Genomic DNA, 16,012 nt, shown 5'->3' with positions numbered 1-16,012 from the left:
ATTAGGTTTGAGCCTAGTTGATTTGAAATGACAGGAACAGGCCATGTCAGCCAGTTGCGGACACCATCAGGACTTCGACGGCAGCGCTCCGGGTTTCCGGCGTGCTTTGTGGATCGTGATCGCGATCAATGCCGTGATGTTTGGCGTCGAAATGCTGGCCGGTGCGGCGGCCCGGTCCCAGGCGCTCAAGGCGGACGCCCTCGATTTCGCCGCCGATGCCGCGACTTACGGCCTGTCGCTCTATGTGATCGGCAAGCCGGCGCGCTGGCGGGCCAATGCAGCGATGATCAAGGCGGTCAGCCTGCTGGCAATCGGAATTTCCATTCTCGGCCTCGCCCTGTGGCGGGTAATTTTCACGCAGCAGCCCGAGCCGGCCCTGATGGGCTCGATCGCGGTGCTGGCCCTGCTGGCCAATCTGGCCAGCGTGCTGATCCTTCTGCGCTGGCGTGAAGGCGACGCCAATGTCCGCTCGGTCTGGCTGTGCTCGCGCAATGACGCGATCGGCAATGTCGGGGTTCTGGTCGCGGCGGGCCTGGTCGCCTGGACGGCCTCACCCTGGCCGGACCTCGCGGTTGCCGCGATCATGGCCGGCCTGTTCACCAGCTCCGCCATCCAGATCCTGCGCCAGGCCCTGTCGGAAAGACGCGGGAACGACCTTTCGGGCCACGCGGCGACCGGGGGTCAGTGTCCGTCGGTCGAGAAGACCGAGCCGATCGTTTCGTCGGAATGACGGCGAGGCCGGCTACGGGTCTGGCTGCGCGGCGCTGAACAATCGGTGCAGCCTGTGGCAATGCGTTCACGCACGTCCGCCAGGGTTTCGGAGAGGTCGTGGAAGCGATCCTGCCCGTCATGCCAGAGCGCGGCCGTGTCCTGGCAGGCAGCCTCCTCAAACCGGTTTTCTTCAAGACAGCGATTATAGGTCCGGCAGGACGAGGTCGCGAAACGGTAGGAAGCGTCCAGATCGGTCTCGAAGGCGGCGATGATCTCCTGCGTCCGGGTGTCCGCCACATTGGCCCCGGCCAACGCGTCGGCGCGAATGGCCTCACGATAGCCATGCACTTCGCTCAACATCTCGAGGCGTTGTTCAGCAAGGGTTTCCACCATGCACATATTGATCGCCGGTGTGACCGTGTCCGGAGCGACCGGTGGCGGCCGGTTGATGACGGGGCGCGGACCGGGCGGTGGTGACGGCTGGCTTGTATGCCCGGCGCAAGCGCCCAGGGCGGTAACGGAGGCCAGCATCATCATCAACATCGTCTTCGAGGTTTTCATCGTCCTCATCCTCCATCGCCCCGCCGCCTAGTCGGCCGCGGGCGGGGTTCCATCCATTGCCGCCTGATAACAGCCGGGCTGGTGCAGTTCATTACCGTTGGAGCGGCGCATTTCGTCGACGCGCCGCTGCCAGGCGAGATAGAAACGGTCGCCATTCTCCTGCGCCTCGTCGATAAGAGCCTGCGAGATCCGGGTCCAGCGCGCGCCTGGCTCACCATTGACGCCAACCACGCTGCGCAGGCGGCGGGCGCGATCATGACCGAGATCGGCAGCGCGGCGCAGATAGCTATCGGCCCGTTCCGGGCTCTCGACGATGCCGCACAGGCGATAACTGCCCTGGACGGTACCGGTGCCATACATGACGGCGAGATTGAAATTGGCGCCGGCATGACCGCGCTCCGCAGCCGTTTCCAGCCATTCCAGCGAGGTGTCGATATTCTGGTCGAGGCCCAAGCCTGTGGCAAACATGATGCCGAGCAGATTCTGGGCATGGGCGTCCCGCGCAGTCAGGGCGGCATGACAGACCAGGGTGACGGTCTCGGCCGGGGTCAGCACGCCGGTCAGGTCAAAACCGAGATCACTCTGGAAGTCGCGCACCGAACGACGGGTCATCGGCCCGTAATTGCCGTCCACCTCGCCATTGTAATAGCCCAGCGCTGCCAGCGCCCGCTGGCGCAGGGCCAGCTCGATGATGTCGCCATCATCCTCTGTCTGGTCAAAGCCATAGGCGATCCGGGCCAGGCTCTGCGGCGTGGTCGGACAGGAGCGTTCCAGCACGGCAGCCTGCAGCCGCTGATGGGCGACCAGCGAAGCCTGGGCGCCACCGACCGAGGATCCGATCAGCAGGGCCTCGTCCCAGGCGGCGCGCGCCTCATCGATCCGGTCGACGGCCTGATAGGCATCGCCCACCCGCAACCAGCAGCGGGCGATCGCGCCGTCATCGACATCATAGCTGTCGGGCGTGCAGATGCGCTCGCCGGGATCGCGCGCGAAAACCGGCGGACGAGTGATCGGGCGGGCCTGGGTCGACGAGCCGGGGCCGGCCACGCCTGGTGATACGTTGAGACCGCCGGGAGTCGAGCCGCCCGAATAGTCCGTGAAGCCAGGCTGCACGTCCGGCGGAGGGTCGGCATAGCTTGTAGGCGGGTTGCCGGTCAGGCTGACCCGCCCCGGCTGGGGGGCGGAAGGGGGCTGGACACTAGCGCGGCGATCATTGCCGAACGGCCACCAGCCGCCGCCACTCGTTTCCGGGCAATACTGTCCGGAACAATAGCCGGCGTCATAGGCGCGCGCATGGGTGTAGCCCAAAACCACGACCAGCCCTATCAGGACGAGAATCGTTGCCGCAGCCTGGGCCAGTAGGGCGGTCACGCGCTCCATGTCAGACGTTATCTCCCCCGAGGATCGTCGATCTTGCCGTTAGGTTTCCATTAACGACCCTAGCGGTTGTGCAACGGGCTTGCCATACGCCTCACGCGCGATTGACCAAAAATCCACGTTTCAGACAGGATTTCTTTCGCGCTATCCCCCGAGGGTTGAACCCGGCGCGCCGAGATTCGCGTCACACGGGAGCGGCAAGGAAATCGAGCTCGGGCCAGAGCCGCGACTGTTCGGCAATCTTGCGATTCCAGGCCTCAGGGCCGGCGAGATCGGGCGTGGGGCGAATCGTGCGCGAGAACACGGCAGCGAGTCCGAAGGGCGCCAGCAATTCCGGTTGACCGTCCCCGTCCAGCCGGATCGCCACCGCATGGGTCAGGGAAGCAAAATGACGAAGCGCATCATTGGTGTCGACCAATGGGTCACGCCGGGTGCCATAGGCCTCGTTGAACCAGATATGCACGCGGGCCTGATTGCAGACCTCGACCGGTACAGGCAGGTCAGCAAAGCGCGCTTCGGCGGGACCGACCACCGCCGCCTCGGCCGCTGCACCCAGATCAGACGCATCAAAATAGCCGAGATCATAGTCATTGATGCCATGCCCGCCGGGTCGCCCGGTCTGGACATTCCACACCGCCTTGTAGACCGCACCCGCCATCAGGGCCCAATCGGGAAGATCAAGGCCATGCGCCCGTTCCAGAACGATGCGGGCCAACGGGTCGGCCATCACCGCATCGATCACAAAGGCCGACTGGTCCGCTTCGGGCGGAACAGTCCAGCCGGATGCGTCACCGGTCATGATCAGCTGCGCAGGCTGGCGCCGGTGGCCTTCTCGACCTTGGCCACAATGCCAGCGGCGATCGCCTCGATCTCTTTTTCGGTCAGTGTCTTGTCGCGCGGCTGCAGGGTGACCTCGATGGCTAGGGAGACCTGCCCCTCCGGCACGCCCTTGCCGTCATAGACGTCGAACACCGAGACATTGGTGATCATCTGCTTGTCGGCGCCCTTGGCGGCGCGGACCAGCGTGTCGGCGGCGACGGACTTGTCGGCCAGGAAGGCAAAGTCGCGGGTGACCGGCGTCAGGTCGGCGCGCTCGAGCGGGGTGCGGGCCTTGAGGCCGGAAGCCTTCTTGGGCTGCGGAATGGCGTCGAGCACGATTTCAAAGGCCAGGACCCGACCATCAATATCGAGCGCCTTGAGGACAGCCGGATGGATCTCGCCGAACTCGGCCATGACATTCTTGGGACCCAGACGCAGCACGCCGGAACGACCCGGATGCCACCAGTCACGCGCCTCGGCCACGACCTGCAGATTGTCGACCGGCGCGCCGGCCGCGGCCAGTGCCGCCAGAGCATCGGCCTTGGCGTCGAAAATGTCCGGCTGGCGCGTGCCGGCCCAATGGCGGCCGGCCTCGACCCGGCGCACGCCGGTCGCGACCAGTTTCTGGCCCTTGTCGCTGTCGTCGAGATAGATCGGTCCGACCTCGAACAGGCGCGCATCATCCTGACCGCGATCGGCATTGGCCTGCAGCGCGGTGAGAAGGTGGATCAGCGCCGTCGGGCGCATCACGTCGAGCTCGGAGGAGATCGGGTTTTCCAGTTCCAGCCCGTCGCCATGACCGCCAAACAGCTTGGCCTGCTGCGTATTGCAGAAGGACCAGGTGACAGATTCCGAATAGCCCCGACCGGCGAGTGCACGGCGGGCATGGCGGGCGCGCAGCTGCATCACCGTGGCCGGCGCCTCGCGGCGTACGGGCGGGCGCGGCAGGGAGACGGCGTCCAGCTTGTCATAGCCGTGAATGCGGGCGACCTCTTCGACCAGATCGGCCTTCTGGGTACAATCCATGCGCCAGCTCGGCACGCCGACGGTGAGGACATCCCCCTCGCCTGATGGCACAAAGCCCAGGGTTTCCAGGATGCGGATGATCTCGGCGCGTGGCAGGTCGAGCCCGGTCAGGCGCTTGACCTCGGTGATTGGGAAATCGATATCAGCGGGCGCGGCCGGTGTTTCACCGGCGACAATCACCTCGGACGCCTCACCGCCGCAATATTTCAGCACCAGCTCGGTCGCCTGTTCGATACCGGCGCGTGGAGAGGCCGGGTCGACGCCGCGCTCGAAACGGTATTTGGCGTCACTGTCGATCCCGGTCGCCTTGGCGGTCGCGCGTGTGATCAGCGGTTCGAACCAGGCGCTTTCGATGAAGACATCGGTGGTTTCGGACGTCACGCCGGACCAGGTGCCGCCCATGATACCGCCAAAGCCCAGGCAGCGGGCATCATCGGCAATGACGCACTGGTCCTCGCCCGGCACGTATTCCTTGTTGTCGAGCGCCTCGAAACGGTCCGCCTCACCGCGACCGCGACGGGCCCGGATCGGGCCGTCCAGCTTGGCCAGGTCATAGACATGCAGCGGACGGCAGCGGTCGACCGAGATCATGTTGGTCATGTCGGCGAGGAAATTGATCGGACGCAGGCCGATCGCCTTGATCGCCTTTTTCAGCCAGTCCGGGCTTTCACCATTGGTGACACCCCGAATGACACGGCCGGCATAGACCGGACAGGCTTCCGACCAGTCCAGCTCGATCTTGACCGGACAGGGAAAGCTGCCGGGGATCTCGGCGATGTCGTGCGTTTTCAGCGTGCCAATCCCGGTCGCGGCGAGGTCGCGGGCAATGCCGCGCACACCCAGCCAGTCGGGACGGTTGGGCGTGACTTCGAAATCCAGCACGGGATCGGCCTGGCCGAGCGCGACCACCGCCGGCGTGCCGACATCGAAGGGCTCGGGCAGATCGATGATGCCGTCATGATCCTCGCCGAGCTCGAGCTCCTTGGCCGAGCACATCATGCCATGGCTCTCAACACCGCGGATCTTGCGCGGCTTCTTGTCGAGGGCGAAATCGAGGCCGGGGATGTAAGCCCCCAGCGGCGCGTAGATCGCATACATCCCGGTCCGCGCATTGGGCGCGCCGCAGACAATCTGCTTGGTGCCGTCGACCGTCTCCACCGTGCACACTTTCAGCTTGTCGGCGTCGGGATGTTTTTCCGCATGCGTGACATGGCAGACCGTGAAGGCCGCGAATTTCTCCAGCGGGTTGTCGATATGCTCGATCTCCAGACCGGCCATGGTCATCGCCTCGGCGATCTCATCCAGCGTGGCCTCGGTCTCGAGGTGGTATTTCAGCCAGGAAAGCGGGAATTTCATGACGCTAGCCTTCTTCCGGCGACGCCATTCCGGGCACCGCATTTCCAAGTTGTTCAAAGATTTCAGTCGTCGGGCGCACGCATTGCCGGACCGGTTCCGGCCGACCGGCCAGATCATTCGTGTCGACGACATAGCAGCGGTCAAACACCGAGCAATAGCAAGCGCGCAAGCCCCATGTCGCCCATTCAGCCAAAAGACGGTCCCGACCTGCCTCATCCATCGCGGCAGCGCGCCAGCTGAAATCGATCGGACGCACGTCATCGCCGGCTGCAAGCACCCGGCCGAGCATGGAGGACCAGTTCACATTGGCGCTTTCGGGCAGGGTGGCGAGAAGGGGGCCGAAATCCTCCACGATCTCGCCATGACGCAGGATATCCACGCGCTCGATGACCGCCGGCCCGACACCGGCATTGCGGACGCCGGCACCCAGACGCACCACATCGCCTTCATGGGAATAATAGCCGTCGATCTGCAGGATCGGATAGACCGCCCCATGCTGTTGCGCCCGCATCACCCGGCCCTGGTCCCAGGCGACAAAGAGCGCCGCGATACCCACAAGCATCGCGCCGATCCCGGTCAGGGTCTGGTGGTTATTTGTGAGCCAGCGCCACATGATCGGATCAGCTCAGACCCGTCGCCAGGTTCGCCTGCAGCAGCGGGCTGAAGCCGTAATGCGCCATCCAGCGGACGTCGGAGTTGAAGAAATCGCGCAGGTCGGGGGCGCCGTATTTGAGCATGGCGAGACGGTCGACGCCCATGCCGAAGGCGAAGCCCTGGTATTCGTCCGGGTCGAGGCCGCAATTGCGGATGACATTCGGGTGGACCATGCCGCAGCCGAGGATTTCCATCCACTTGTCGCCGGATCCGACTTTCACCGCATCGCCGACTCGCTCATAACGCACATCCATCTCCGCCGACGGTTCGGTGAAGGGGAAATGGTGCGGACGGAATTGCGCTTCCACCTGGTCGGTCTCGAAGAAGGCGGCGATGAAATCCATCAGCGTGCCCTTGAGGTGACCCATATGGGTTTCCTTGTCGATCACCAGGCCCTCGACCTGGTGGAACATGGGCGTGTGGGTCTGGTCCCAGTCGCAGCGATAGACACGACCCGGCGCGATGATGCGGATCGGGGTCTTGCCTTCCAGCATGGTGCGGATCTGCACCGGCGAGGTGTGGGTACGCAGAACCTTGCGCATGCCCTCAGCGTCCGGCTTCATGAAGAAGGTGTCCTGGGTGTCGCGGGCCGGGTGACCTTCGGGGAAATTGAGGGCGGTGAAATTGTGGAAATCGGTTTCCACGTCCGGCCCTTCTGCGACGGCAAAGCCCATATCGGCGAAGATCACCGCCAGCTCTTCCATCACCTGGGTGATCGGGTGAAGGGAGCCCTTCGGTTCCGGCCGCACCGGCAGGGTGACATCGACCGTCTCCGACGCCAGCGCCGCATTCAGGGCCGCGGCCTCGAGGTCCGCCTTGCGCGCCTCGATAACATCATTGAGCCGGGTCTTGAGACCGTTGAGCGCCGGGCCCATCACCTGACGTTCTTCCGGGCTCATCTTGCCCAGCTCGCGCATCATCAACGACACCGAGCCCTTCTTGCCCAGCGCCGCAACGCGAACTGCGTCCAGCCCGGCCTCATCGGTCGCGCCATCGATCTGGCTGCGGACCTCGGCTTCAAGCGTGTCGAGATTGGAAGTGTCAGTCATGTCATGTCGTCCCATACGGTCGGGAAGGATTTAGCGGCTGGGGTTTTGTGTGTCGACTGCCGGGCGCGGCTGGGCAACAAGAATGCCCCCTCATCCCCCCTTCGGGGACCTTCTCCCGCGAGGGGAGAAGGCGTGTCAGTGCGCCGCTAACAAGAACGCCCTCTCCCCTCGCGGGAGAGGGTGGCCCGAAGGGTCGGGTGAGGGGGTTTCTGCCACAAACAAAAAAGGCCCGCCAACGTCACGCTGGCGGGCCTCTTCAAAACTCGAACTGCCAGGCGATTAGCCCAGAGCCGCGCGGGCCTGGTCGACCAGGGCCTTGAAGGCGTCCGGCTCGTGCATGGCGATGTCGGCGAGGACCTTGCGGTCGACTTCGATGCCGGCCTTGGTGAGGCCGTTCATGAAGACCGAATAGCTCATCTCGTGCTGGCGGGCGCCGGCATTGATGCGCTGGATCCACAGGGCGCGGAAATTGCGCTTCTTGGCGCGACGGTCGCGATAGGCGTACTGGCCGGCCTTTTCCACGGCCTGGACGGCAACGCGGAAGGTATTCTTGCGGCGGCCGTAATAGCCCTTGGCTTTCTTGATGACTGACTTGTGGCGTTTAGCGGTCGCCGGTCCGGATGTAACTCGAGACATGTCTAAGTGCTCCTACTCGGTGCCAGCGGCCTTAAAGGCCGTTCGGGAGGTATTTTTTCACGATCTTGGCGTCCTGGGGTGACAGGGTCACCTGGCCGCGTTTGTTGCGGATCTGCTTGGGAGTCCGCTTGATCATGCCATGGCGCTTGCCGGCTTGACCGGCCTTCACCTTACCCGAGGCAGTGAGCTTGAAGCGCTTTTTGGCGCCGCTCTTCGTCTTCATCTTCGACATTTTCATCTCCTTTGCAGGACGCGGCGAGCGCATCCGGTGGATGGTTCAGCCAGCGGGCATGTCGATTTGGCCCGGTTGGCTGGTGTTGGAAGCGGGGGTTTATACCCTCAATGCCCCTGATTGCAAGCGGTCATGCGAGTCGCGGGCGCACGTAAACTCAGTGCGAATGATCGTCACACAGCCCGCAGTCGCGCTCATGCACATGCCCGGCTCGGGCGCGCGTCCGCCAATTGGCGAAATGAGCCCCGGCGAGCACGATCACGCCGGTCAGCGTCAGCACGGTCTCGATCGTCGTCGAGAATACATGCGAAGCCCCCAGCGCCATGATCGACAGTCCGACCAGGCCAATCACGAAGATCGGCCATCCGGCGCGGGTCGTCCGCACGCTCCAGCCCAGGCCGACCAGCGAGACAGGCGCCGCGATGGCGAGCAGCAGGAGATGCCAGTCATGGCTCAGGCCCAACAATTCACCGGCCTCGGGCGCCAGCATCGGCGTCGCCGCCGCGGCAGCCGGCAGGAACAGGCAGTGGGCGATGCACAAGGCGGACAGGCCGACGCCGGTGGCGTCGAGCTTGCCCTGGTTGTCGGCGATGTGACGGTGAAGAGGCATGGGGCATCCGGCTGCGTTGCCTGGATGATATAGTATAACATTTCCGCCTTGCAAAGGACCGAACTGCGCGACCGGGTCATTTATTTTCCGACAGGCAAACACAAGAAAGGGCGACCCGACCGGGCCACCCTCTCCTGATCCCCGCGCGCTGCGCGGCTGGTTTTCGGCCTATTCGTGGAAGCCGAGCTCGGAAATTGCCAGAACGGCCTCGGACGGCGAACCGCTCGAATAGGTGCCGACCCAGATATCATAGACACCGGCCTGCGGATCGGCGAAATGGACACCCGGATTCAGGTTCCCGGCGCCGTCATCATTGCAATACCACTCACCGTCCGGACCATTGATCACCAGTGTCGTGTCGCGATCGGACACGGCCGAGATGTAAAGATCCAGACCGCCAGGCTCAAAGCTGAGCTCGACATCCGGTGCCAGGGTGACGAAACCGCGGCAGTGCTGGCCAGACGCCGATTCAGCCTCGACATCGCCGCCGGCCATCAGCTCGACGAGATAGGGGTCAGGGACAAAACCACCGGTCAGCTCAACATTGCCGTAATTGGCCGGCAGCGAGTAATCGAGCGGGGTTTCCGGCAGGAAGCCGCCACCAAAGCCCAGTTCGGACACGTGCAGCGTCGCGGGACCGCCATCATACTCGCTATAAGTGCCGACCCAGACATCATAGCGGCCGGACATCGGATCATTGAACACGATACCCGGATCGAGCTCACCGGCGCTGTCATCATCACAATGCCAGCTGCCGTCCGGCGCATTGACGACCATGGTCGCGTCGCCGTCATAGCTGGCCGACAGGTAGAGGTCGAATTCACCGGCCTCATAGTCGAGATCGAAATCGGGCGCGCTGTCAGTCCAGCCGCGACAATTCTCTGCGACCGCCTCATAAATATCGGTCCCGCCGCCAGCGATGACATCGACATTGTAAGGATCAGGGATAAAACCGGCCTGCAGCGAAGCGGATCCGGACTGCGACGGCAGCGAGTAGTCCAGCACTGCCGGCTCATCGATATTGCCGAGGAAACCAAGCTCGGAGACATAAAGCGTCGCCGGAATGTGAGCTTCACTGGAATAGCGCGCGGCCCAGACGGCATAGCGCCCCGGCAGCGGATCGCTAATCTGCACACCCGGATTCAGGTTCTCGGCGCTGTCATCATCGCAATGCCAGTCGCCATCCGGCGATTGCACGGCAATCGTGGTGTCCTGTTCGGCCTGCATGGAGAAATAAAGGTCAAAGGTATCGCTTCCCGCATAATCGACCCAGACGTCCGGCGCGCGGTCCGCCTGACCCCAGCACATGCCGTCGGCGAAACGATCCAGCTGCAGTTCACCACCCGCCTGGACGGCCATTGTCCGCGGATCATCGGCAAAGCCTTCGCGAAGGCTCATCGTGCCGGATTGCGGCGGCAGGTTGGCCGAGGGGGCCTGAGAATAGGGATTGTCATCCTCGAAGCCGAGTTCGGAAATGTGCAGCATGGCCGGCTCGTAACCGCTACCTGAGCCAAAGGTCCCGACCCAGATATTGTAGAGACCGCTCTGCGGTTCGTCGAACATCATGCCGGCATTGAGACCGCTTCCGGCGCCGTCATCATCGCAGTGCCAGGCACCATCCGGCGTGTTGACCAGCAACACCGTGTCGACATCAGAGGCGGCCGACAGGTAAAGGCTGAAATCACCGGCCGAATAATTGAGATTGTAGGAAGGCTGGTAGCTGACAAAACCCGGGCACCATTCCGAGACATCACTGGCCGGCATGGCGCCGCCCGCGCGCAGACCGATCGACACCGGGTCCGGGATGAAGCCGGCTTCCAGCTGGCCGGCCCCATAGGCGGGCGAGGCCGAGATATCCTGCACCGCCTGCGCGGGTGCGACGAAAAGAAGGGCCGCCACTGCGGCACCGGTCATCAATTGCAACTTCATCATGTTTCTCCCCCAGGATTGAAGTGTCACTCGCTGTAAAGTTCGGAAATCGACAGGCGGACCGTTGCCGGCCCGGGCCCGAGATAGCGGCCGACCCAGATCTCGTAATTACCCGATACCGGCTCGCCAAAGCGGATCGACGGATTGAGGCCGCTGCCGCTGTCGTCATCGCAATACCATTGACCGTCCGGCGCATTGACGACCAGCGTCATGTCCTCGTCGGAATCCGCCGACAGGATAAGCGGGAATGGCCCGGCATTATAATAGACGGAGACATCCGGCTCTTCGCCGCTGATGAAACCGTGGCAGGCCTCCGATACCTCAATGGCGGCATCGATGCGGCCGTCGAGCTGGAGATCGATGGTCTTGGGGTCCGGCGTGAAACCGGCCGACAGGTAGAGACTGTCGCCCGACCCATCACCCTCACCCCACGCCTCGCCCGACCCGGCCGTCACGGCCAGTACGGTCACTGCAATCTGGGCGGAATGCCAAAGACCCATCAATATGGCTCCTGCTCGGGCGGTATCGCGAAACACCATTGCTTCGCCTGTCAGTTGAACATGCTTTGTTTCGGATATCATCAGAAATCCTGGCCGCTGAATATCGTCTGAATGGGTGAGCCGCGCTTTGGGCATACACGCGGCAGCAATAAGGCGTCGCGCATCACCATTTGCCCAGCCTGTTGAATTTCCGCAGGAAAGCGCGTTAATCGGCACTCCTGCCGCGCCTGCGGCGCGCTCAGGATATTCTCGTGCTCACGCCTTCCCTGTCGATTTTCGCTATTCAGCCTTACCGGCATTACTGGATCATGCGGCAATTATTGTCGGCAGCCCGGCAGATGCAGGCGGTCGCGATCGGCTGGCAGGTCTATGACGTAGCGCGCCAGACCCGCTCGGTTGAGGAATCGGCCTTGATGCTGGGGTTTGTCGGCCTGGCCATGTTTGCGCCGGTATTCTTCCTGTCCCTGCTGGGCGGACAGGCCGCCGACCGGCTCGACCGCAAGCTGATCCTGATCGTCACCAACCTGATCCGGGTCGCCTGCGCCATCGCCCTCGCCATCAGCCCCTTCCAATCCGGACCGGTGACGCTGGTCATCGTCTTTTCGGCTGCCACCTTTCTCGGCGTGACCCATGCCTTCTCTCCCGCCGCTTCCAGCGCCCTGATGGCGCGGATTGTGCCACGCGATGACATGCGCCAGGCCATTGCCTGGAATTCGCTGGGCTTCCAGGTCGCAGCAATCGGGGGCCCGGCGGTGGGTGGCCTGCTCTATATTATCGGACCGAGCACGGTCTATCTGGTCAGCGCCGTCATGCTGGTTGTCGCGACCGTGGTGATCGCGACAGCGAGAACGCCGAAGCACGAAAAGCTGGAAGGTCATCGCGGCCTGTCGATGGTGATCGAAGGCCTGCGCTATGTGCGCGACAACAAGGTCGTGCTGGGCGCAATCTCGCTTGATCTGGTGGTGGTCCTGTTCGGCGGCGTGACAGCGCTTCTGCCCGTTTTCGCGCGCGACGTTTTACACACCGACACGGTAGGTCTGGGCTTGTTGCGGACCGCGCCGGCCATCGGTGCCGGGCTGATTGCCTTCCTGCTGGCCGTGCGACCGCTGACCCGCAGGATCGGCATCTGGATGCTGGGGGCTATCGGCGTCTACGGTGTCGCCATGATCGGCTTTGCCCTGTCGGAGGTATTGATCCTGTCGATGATCGCCCTCGCCGTGACCGGGGCCGCCGACATGATCTCGGTCTTCATCCGCCAGTCCATCATCCAGCTGGCAACGCCGATTGGCATGCGCGGCCGGGTTTCGGCGGTGGAGTTCATCTTCATCTCGGCTTCGAACGAGCTGGGCGAGTTCGAGTCCGGTGTTGCCGCCCGCTTCATGGGCCCCATTGGCGCGGTCCTGCTCGGCGGTGGCATGGCGCTGGTCACCGCCGCCGCCTGGTTCCGGCTCTTCCCGCAACTGGCGAAGACCGACGCGCTGGACCAGATCGACGAAGAGCCGGCAAAACCGTCTGCCTGACCCTCCGGCAGACAAACAAAAACGGCGCCCCGGGAGGCGCCGTTTTCGTATCAGACATGTGAAACCCGCTTAACGCGGTGCCATCACCATGACCATCAGGCGACCTTCGAGCTTGGGCTCGAACTCGACCTTGGCCACTTCGTCGAAGTCTTCCTTGACGCGATTCATGATGTCCATGCCGCGGTTCTGGTGAGCCATTTCACGGCCCCGGAAACGCAGGGTCACCTTGACCTTGTCACCGGCCTCGAAGAAGCGATGCATGGCCTTGGTTTTCACCTGGTAGTCATGGATATCGATGTTCGGACGCATCTTGATCTCTTTGATCTCGACGGTCTTCTGCTTCTTCTTGGCCTCGGCCTTTTTCTTCTGATCCTGGTATTTCAGCTTGCCATAATCGACGATCTTGCAAACTGGCGGATCGGCATTCGGCGACACTTCAACGAGGTCGAGCCCAGCCTGTTCGGCGGCCTCAAGGGCCGCTTCCGTCGGCATAATGCCTTGCTTCTCACCAGTTTCGTCGATCAGGAGCACCCGCGGTACGCGGATATCCCGGTTAATGCGCGGGCCCTCTTTTTTGGGCGGTTGCGCAGCGTGCGGTCTACGGGCTATGGCATCTTCTCCCTGGTTGCCCCAAAGCTGAACCTTACTAATCCTCCCGGGAGGGCGCTGGATCAAGCCCTAAACAGGCAAATAGCGCCTCAGGTCCGCCGGGAGGCGGGCACTATGGTGAAATGATCACAATTGGCAAGCGTGGATAGCGGTTCACGCGGCGGCCGGAGCCCGATCGAAACCACCCGCGAAACGCATCGCGGCGATCGCCTCTTCCGGTGTGACCTGGGCCAGCGTGACCGCATGCATCAGGATCACCGGTGCCGACCCGCGCGGTGCGATCGGTGCCGGGTCATCAGTATTGCCATACAGCGCCAGAGCCGGAGCCCCGGCGGCCGTCAGCAAATGGACCAGCGGTGTGTCTTCGGAAAAGACGAAATTCGTCCGCCGGGCCAGCCCGGCCAGCTGCGGAAGCTTGGCCTTGCCGGTCAGGTCCCGCGCGCCAGGGGCGACTTGCGAGACATGGCGCCCCACATCGCGTGTGTCCGGTCCACCGATCAGGGCCGGCGTAATGCCGGATTGAAGGAGTTCGTGCGCCAGCGCCGCCCACTTCTCTTTCGGCCATCTCAGTGCCGGTTTGACGCTCTCGCCGGCAGGCGCGAGCAAGGCGAACGGCCCATTGAGCCCGAAATATTCCGGGTCGAGCATGCGCGACTGCTTGGCCAGGAAATCAACCCAGCTGGCATCCGGCGACGGCGCGCCGCCCAGCGGGTAGAAGGTCGGGCCCTGCCCCAGGGCATCATTGAGAGCCCCCGCCATGGCATCGACCGGATGCCCGGCCCCTTCGGCGCGGGCAGCAATGTCGAACCATTTGCATTTCGAAAAGCGGAAATTGCCCTTGATCTTGCGCGAGTCGGCGCTGCCGACGAGGTCGAACACCCGCACCGGCTTGGCCAGCTTGATCCGCTTGTCACGCAGCCCGACCATCGGACGCGTATCGGGACATGCATCGGTCTCGATCGCGTTGAACCACGGGCAATGCTTGAGAAAGCTCTCATAGTCCGGCGTGGTCAGCAGGATGATGCGGTCGCGGCGGAAAGTGTCGCGAATGGTCTTCGCGGCCGCGAGCATGCGCACCGTCGAGGTGAGGTCACCCCAGTGAAGGATATAGGTTATGTCGCGCTGCGGCTCGGTCATGACGCTGAGTTTAGGACCTCACGATAGACCCGCAAAGTCGAAGCTTGCAGGGAGACGGTAGAAAAATGCGTCGCGACGTGGTCGCGGGCGGCTGCGACCATGCTGTCATGCATATTCCGGTCCATCGTCAATGCGGTCCTGATCGCGGAGGCCAAAGCTACCGGATCGCCGGGGGTGACCCGCCAGCCGGTTTCACCCTCGCGAACCACTTCGCGGGCCCCGCCGTGATCAGCCGCAATGACCAACCGACCCATCGCGCCAGCTTCGGCCGCCGTCCGGCCAAAGGCCTCGGGTTCCACCGACGGTGTCAGCACCAGATCACACAAGGCCAGTGCCGCCGGCATGTCGCTGCAATGCCCGACCCGGTGGACCCGGTCCGCCACGCCCAGCGACGACGCCAGCTCATCAAGCTCGCTGACATAGGCATCTCGGCCCTGCGCGTCGCCGACCAGCAACAGGTGAGGCGGAGGCGTCCCGGTATCACCAAGCGCGGCAAGCGCGCGGATGGCCTCACGCTGTCCTTTCCAGCCGGTCAGCCGGCCCGGAAGCAATAAAAGCGGAGCCTGGCCGACCTGTCCGGCAACGCCCCATTGCCCGGCCAGTGCCTGGACACGGTCGACATCGACAATGGCTGGATCAAAGCGGGCCAGGTCGACGCCGCGCGGGATGACAACCAGCCGGGCCTCATCAATCATGTGTTCGCGCCGGACATGGTCGGCAATGAAGCCGGAATTCGCGATCACCCGCTCTCCCCGAGCCATCACCGAATTATAGCGTCGTTTGAGGCCCGATTTCGCGTTGTAGGTGCCATGATATGTGGTGACGAAACGGGCTTGGGTGCGGTCACAAGCCCATTTCGCGCTCCACGCCGGCGCGCGCGAGCGGGCATGTACGATCTGCACACCCTCGCGCCGGATCAGGCGCACCAGAGCTTGTGTATTGGACCACAGCGTGAGCGGGTTCTTGCTGGCGACCGGCAGGCGGATCAGTTCGCCGCCCAGTTGCGCCAGCTCGCCCTCAAGCCGCCCACCCTGGCTGGCGACCAGCGCCCGTCCACCGGCCGCGACAATCGCTTCGGCGACTTCCAGCGTTGTCCGCTCGGCACCGCCAGCCTCGAGTTCGGGAATCACCTGAAGAACGATCATGGCAGGTCGGGGTCTCTCGCACACATAACAGGCCGAGCGCCTGCAGGCGGAACTTCTTCCATAGCTCGCCCCGGAAAACAAACCGGCTTGCAAGGTGAGCCGCGGACTATCCCTAGGGGGCTGTCCTGCCGTATCTGGGAG

16 protein-coding genes are annotated in these 16,012 nt (G+C 63.5%); 2 read left to right on the top strand and 14 right to left on the bottom strand.

The window, feature by feature from the left end; all coding sequences use genetic code 11:
• The first annotated feature begins 43 nt into the window (after window positions 1–43).
• Entirely contained in the window at window positions 44–730 is a 687-nt protein-coding gene (locus MMAR10_RS00725) for a cation transporter (protein ID WP_011642079.1), read from the top strand.
• Here MMAR10_RS00725 and MMAR10_RS00720 read toward each other — a convergent pair.
• The 11 genes from MMAR10_RS00720 to MMAR10_RS00665 all read right to left on the bottom strand — a co-directional run bounded on the left by MMAR10_RS00720 (window position 682) and on the right by MMAR10_RS00665 (window position 11,541).
• Window positions 682–1,272, bottom strand: a complete 591-nt coding sequence (locus MMAR10_RS00720; RefSeq protein WP_011642078.1) for a hypothetical protein — start codon at window positions 1,270–1,272, stop codon at window positions 682–684. The genes MMAR10_RS00725 and MMAR10_RS00720 overlap by 49 nt on opposite strands.
• A gap of 27 nt (window positions 1,273–1,299) precedes the next feature.
• Window positions 1,300–2,652, bottom strand: coding sequence for a peptidoglycan-binding protein (locus MMAR10_RS15890; RefSeq protein ID WP_011642077.1), 1,353 nt, complete (start codon window positions 2,650–2,652; stop codon window positions 1,300–1,302).
• Window positions 2,653–2,833: 181 nt separating this feature from the next.
• The gene (locus MMAR10_RS00705; RefSeq protein WP_011642076.1) at window positions 2,834–3,448 is read right to left on the bottom strand and encodes a nucleotidyltransferase family protein; all 615 of its coding nucleotides are present in this window, start codon (window positions 3,446–3,448) and stop codon (window positions 2,834–2,836) included.
• Between the two features lie 2 nt (window positions 3,449–3,450).
• Entirely contained in the window at window positions 3,451–5,850 is a 2,400-nt protein-coding gene (pheT, locus tag MMAR10_RS00700) for a phenylalanine--tRNA ligase subunit beta (RefSeq protein WP_011642075.1), read from the bottom strand.
• Window positions 5,851–5,854: 4 nt separating this feature from the next.
• Window positions 5,855–6,463 carry a hypothetical protein gene (locus MMAR10_RS00695; RefSeq protein ID WP_011642074.1) on the bottom strand — a complete coding sequence of 203 codons (609 nt, stop codon included), beginning with the start codon at window positions 6,461–6,463 and terminating at the stop codon, window positions 5,855–5,857.
• Between the two features lie 7 nt (window positions 6,464–6,470).
• Entirely contained in the window at window positions 6,471–7,553 is a 1,083-nt protein-coding gene (gene pheS, locus MMAR10_RS00690) for a phenylalanine--tRNA ligase subunit alpha (protein ID WP_011642073.1), read from the bottom strand.
• Between the two features lie 279 nt (window positions 7,554–7,832).
• Complete coding sequence (gene rplT, locus MMAR10_RS00685) at window positions 7,833–8,189, bottom strand: 50S ribosomal protein L20 (RefSeq protein WP_011642072.1); 357 nt, start codon at window positions 8,187–8,189, stop codon at window positions 7,833–7,835.
• A 31-nt stretch (window positions 8,190–8,220) separates the two neighbouring features.
• Window positions 8,221–8,421: a 50S ribosomal protein L35 gene (rpmI, locus tag MMAR10_RS00680; protein ID WP_011642071.1), complete on the bottom strand. Its 201-nt coding sequence runs from the start codon at window positions 8,419–8,421 to the stop codon at window positions 8,221–8,223.
• A 157-nt stretch (window positions 8,422–8,578) separates the two neighbouring features.
• Window positions 8,579–9,031: a MerC domain-containing protein gene (locus MMAR10_RS00675; protein ID WP_049755630.1), complete on the bottom strand. Its 453-nt coding sequence runs from the start codon at window positions 9,029–9,031 to the stop codon at window positions 8,579–8,581.
• A gap of 168 nt (window positions 9,032–9,199) precedes the next feature.
• Window positions 9,200–10,963: a hypothetical protein gene (locus tag MMAR10_RS15885; protein WP_011642069.1), complete on the bottom strand. Its 1,764-nt coding sequence runs from the start codon at window positions 10,961–10,963 to the stop codon at window positions 9,200–9,202.
• Between the two features lie 23 nt (window positions 10,964–10,986).
• Window positions 10,987–11,541: a peptidase S1 gene (locus tag MMAR10_RS00665; protein WP_150099666.1), complete on the bottom strand. Its 555-nt coding sequence runs from the start codon at window positions 11,539–11,541 to the stop codon at window positions 10,987–10,989.
• Window positions 11,542–11,711: 170 nt separating this feature from the next.
• Here MMAR10_RS00665 and MMAR10_RS00660 point away from each other — a divergent pair, with 170 nt between their 5' ends.
• Window positions 11,712–12,980 (top strand): MFS transporter, encoded by a 1,269-nt coding sequence (locus MMAR10_RS00660; protein WP_233353846.1) that lies wholly within the window; start codon window positions 11,712–11,714, stop codon window positions 12,978–12,980.
• Between the two features lie 69 nt (window positions 12,981–13,049).
• Here the strand turns inward: MMAR10_RS00660 and infC are convergent, their stop codons facing one another.
• The 3 genes from infC to MMAR10_RS00645 form a co-directional block, all read right to left on the bottom strand.
• Window positions 13,050–13,589, bottom strand: coding sequence for a translation initiation factor IF-3 (gene infC / locus MMAR10_RS00655; protein ID WP_150099815.1), 540 nt, complete (start codon window positions 13,587–13,589; stop codon window positions 13,050–13,052).
• Window positions 13,590–13,742: 153 nt separating this feature from the next.
• The gene (locus MMAR10_RS00650) at window positions 13,743–14,726 is read right to left on the bottom strand and encodes a glycosyltransferase family 9 protein (RefSeq protein WP_011642065.1); all 984 of its coding nucleotides are present in this window, start codon (window positions 14,724–14,726) and stop codon (window positions 13,743–13,745) included.
• Window positions 14,723–15,871 (bottom strand): glycosyltransferase family 4 protein, encoded by a 1,149-nt coding sequence (locus tag MMAR10_RS00645; protein ID WP_011642064.1) that lies wholly within the window; start codon window positions 15,869–15,871, stop codon window positions 14,723–14,725. Before MMAR10_RS00645 ends, MMAR10_RS00650 begins: the two co-directional genes overlap by 4 nt.
• Between the last annotated feature and the right edge of the window lie 141 nt (window positions 15,872–16,012).

The organism is Maricaulis maris MCS10, from assembly GCF_000014745.1.
GTDB lineage: Bacteria > Pseudomonadota > Alphaproteobacteria > Caulobacterales > Maricaulaceae > Maricaulis > Maricaulis maris_A.
Note: the sequence above shows the minus strand (reverse complement) of the source record. Positions and strands in the feature narration are given on the sequence as shown.

Bases quoted from the DNA above. Each gene is read 5' to 3' on its own strand.
- MMAR10_RS00725 (WP_011642079.1), top strand. From the start codon at position 44: ATGTCAGCCAGTTGCGGACACCATCAGGACTTCGACGGCAGCGCTCCG.
- MMAR10_RS00720 (WP_011642078.1), bottom strand. From the start codon at position 1,272: ATGAAAACCTCGAAGACGATGTTGATGATGATGCTGGCCTCCGTTACC.
- MMAR10_RS15890 (WP_011642077.1), bottom strand. From the start codon at position 2,652: ATGGAGCGCGTGACCGCCCTACTGGCCCAGGCTGCGGCAACGATTCTC.
- MMAR10_RS00705 (WP_011642076.1), bottom strand. From the start codon at position 3,448: ATGACCGGTGACGCATCCGGCTGGACTGTTCCGCCCGAAGCGGACCAG.
- pheT (WP_011642075.1), bottom strand. From the start codon at position 5,850: ATGAAATTCCCGCTTTCCTGGCTGAAATACCACCTCGAGACCGAGGCC.
- MMAR10_RS00695 (WP_011642074.1), bottom strand. From the start codon at position 6,463: ATGTGGCGCTGGCTCACAAATAACCACCAGACCCTGACCGGGATCGGC.
- pheS (WP_011642073.1), bottom strand. From the start codon at position 7,553: ATGACTGACACTTCCAATCTCGACACGCTTGAAGCCGAGGTCCGCAGC.
- rplT (WP_011642072.1), bottom strand. From the start codon at position 8,189: ATGTCTCGAGTTACATCCGGACCGGCGACCGCTAAACGCCACAAGTCA.
- rpmI (WP_011642071.1), bottom strand. From the start codon at position 8,421: ATGTCGAAGATGAAGACGAAGAGCGGCGCCAAAAAGCGCTTCAAGCTC.
- MMAR10_RS00675 (WP_049755630.1), bottom strand. From the start codon at position 9,031: ATGCCTCTTCACCGTCACATCGCCGACAACCAGGGCAAGCTCGACGCC.
- MMAR10_RS15885 (WP_011642069.1), bottom strand. From the start codon at position 10,963: ATGATGAAGTTGCAATTGATGACCGGTGCCGCAGTGGCGGCCCTTCTT.
- MMAR10_RS00665 (WP_150099666.1), bottom strand. From the start codon at position 11,541: ATGATATCCGAAACAAAGCATGTTCAACTGACAGGCGAAGCAATGGTG.
- MMAR10_RS00650 (WP_011642065.1), bottom strand. From the start codon at position 14,726: ATGACCGAGCCGCAGCGCGACATAACCTATATCCTTCACTGGGGTGAC.
- MMAR10_RS00645 (WP_011642064.1), bottom strand. From the start codon at position 15,871: ATGATCGTTCTTCAGGTGATTCCCGAACTCGAGGCTGGCGGTGCCGAG.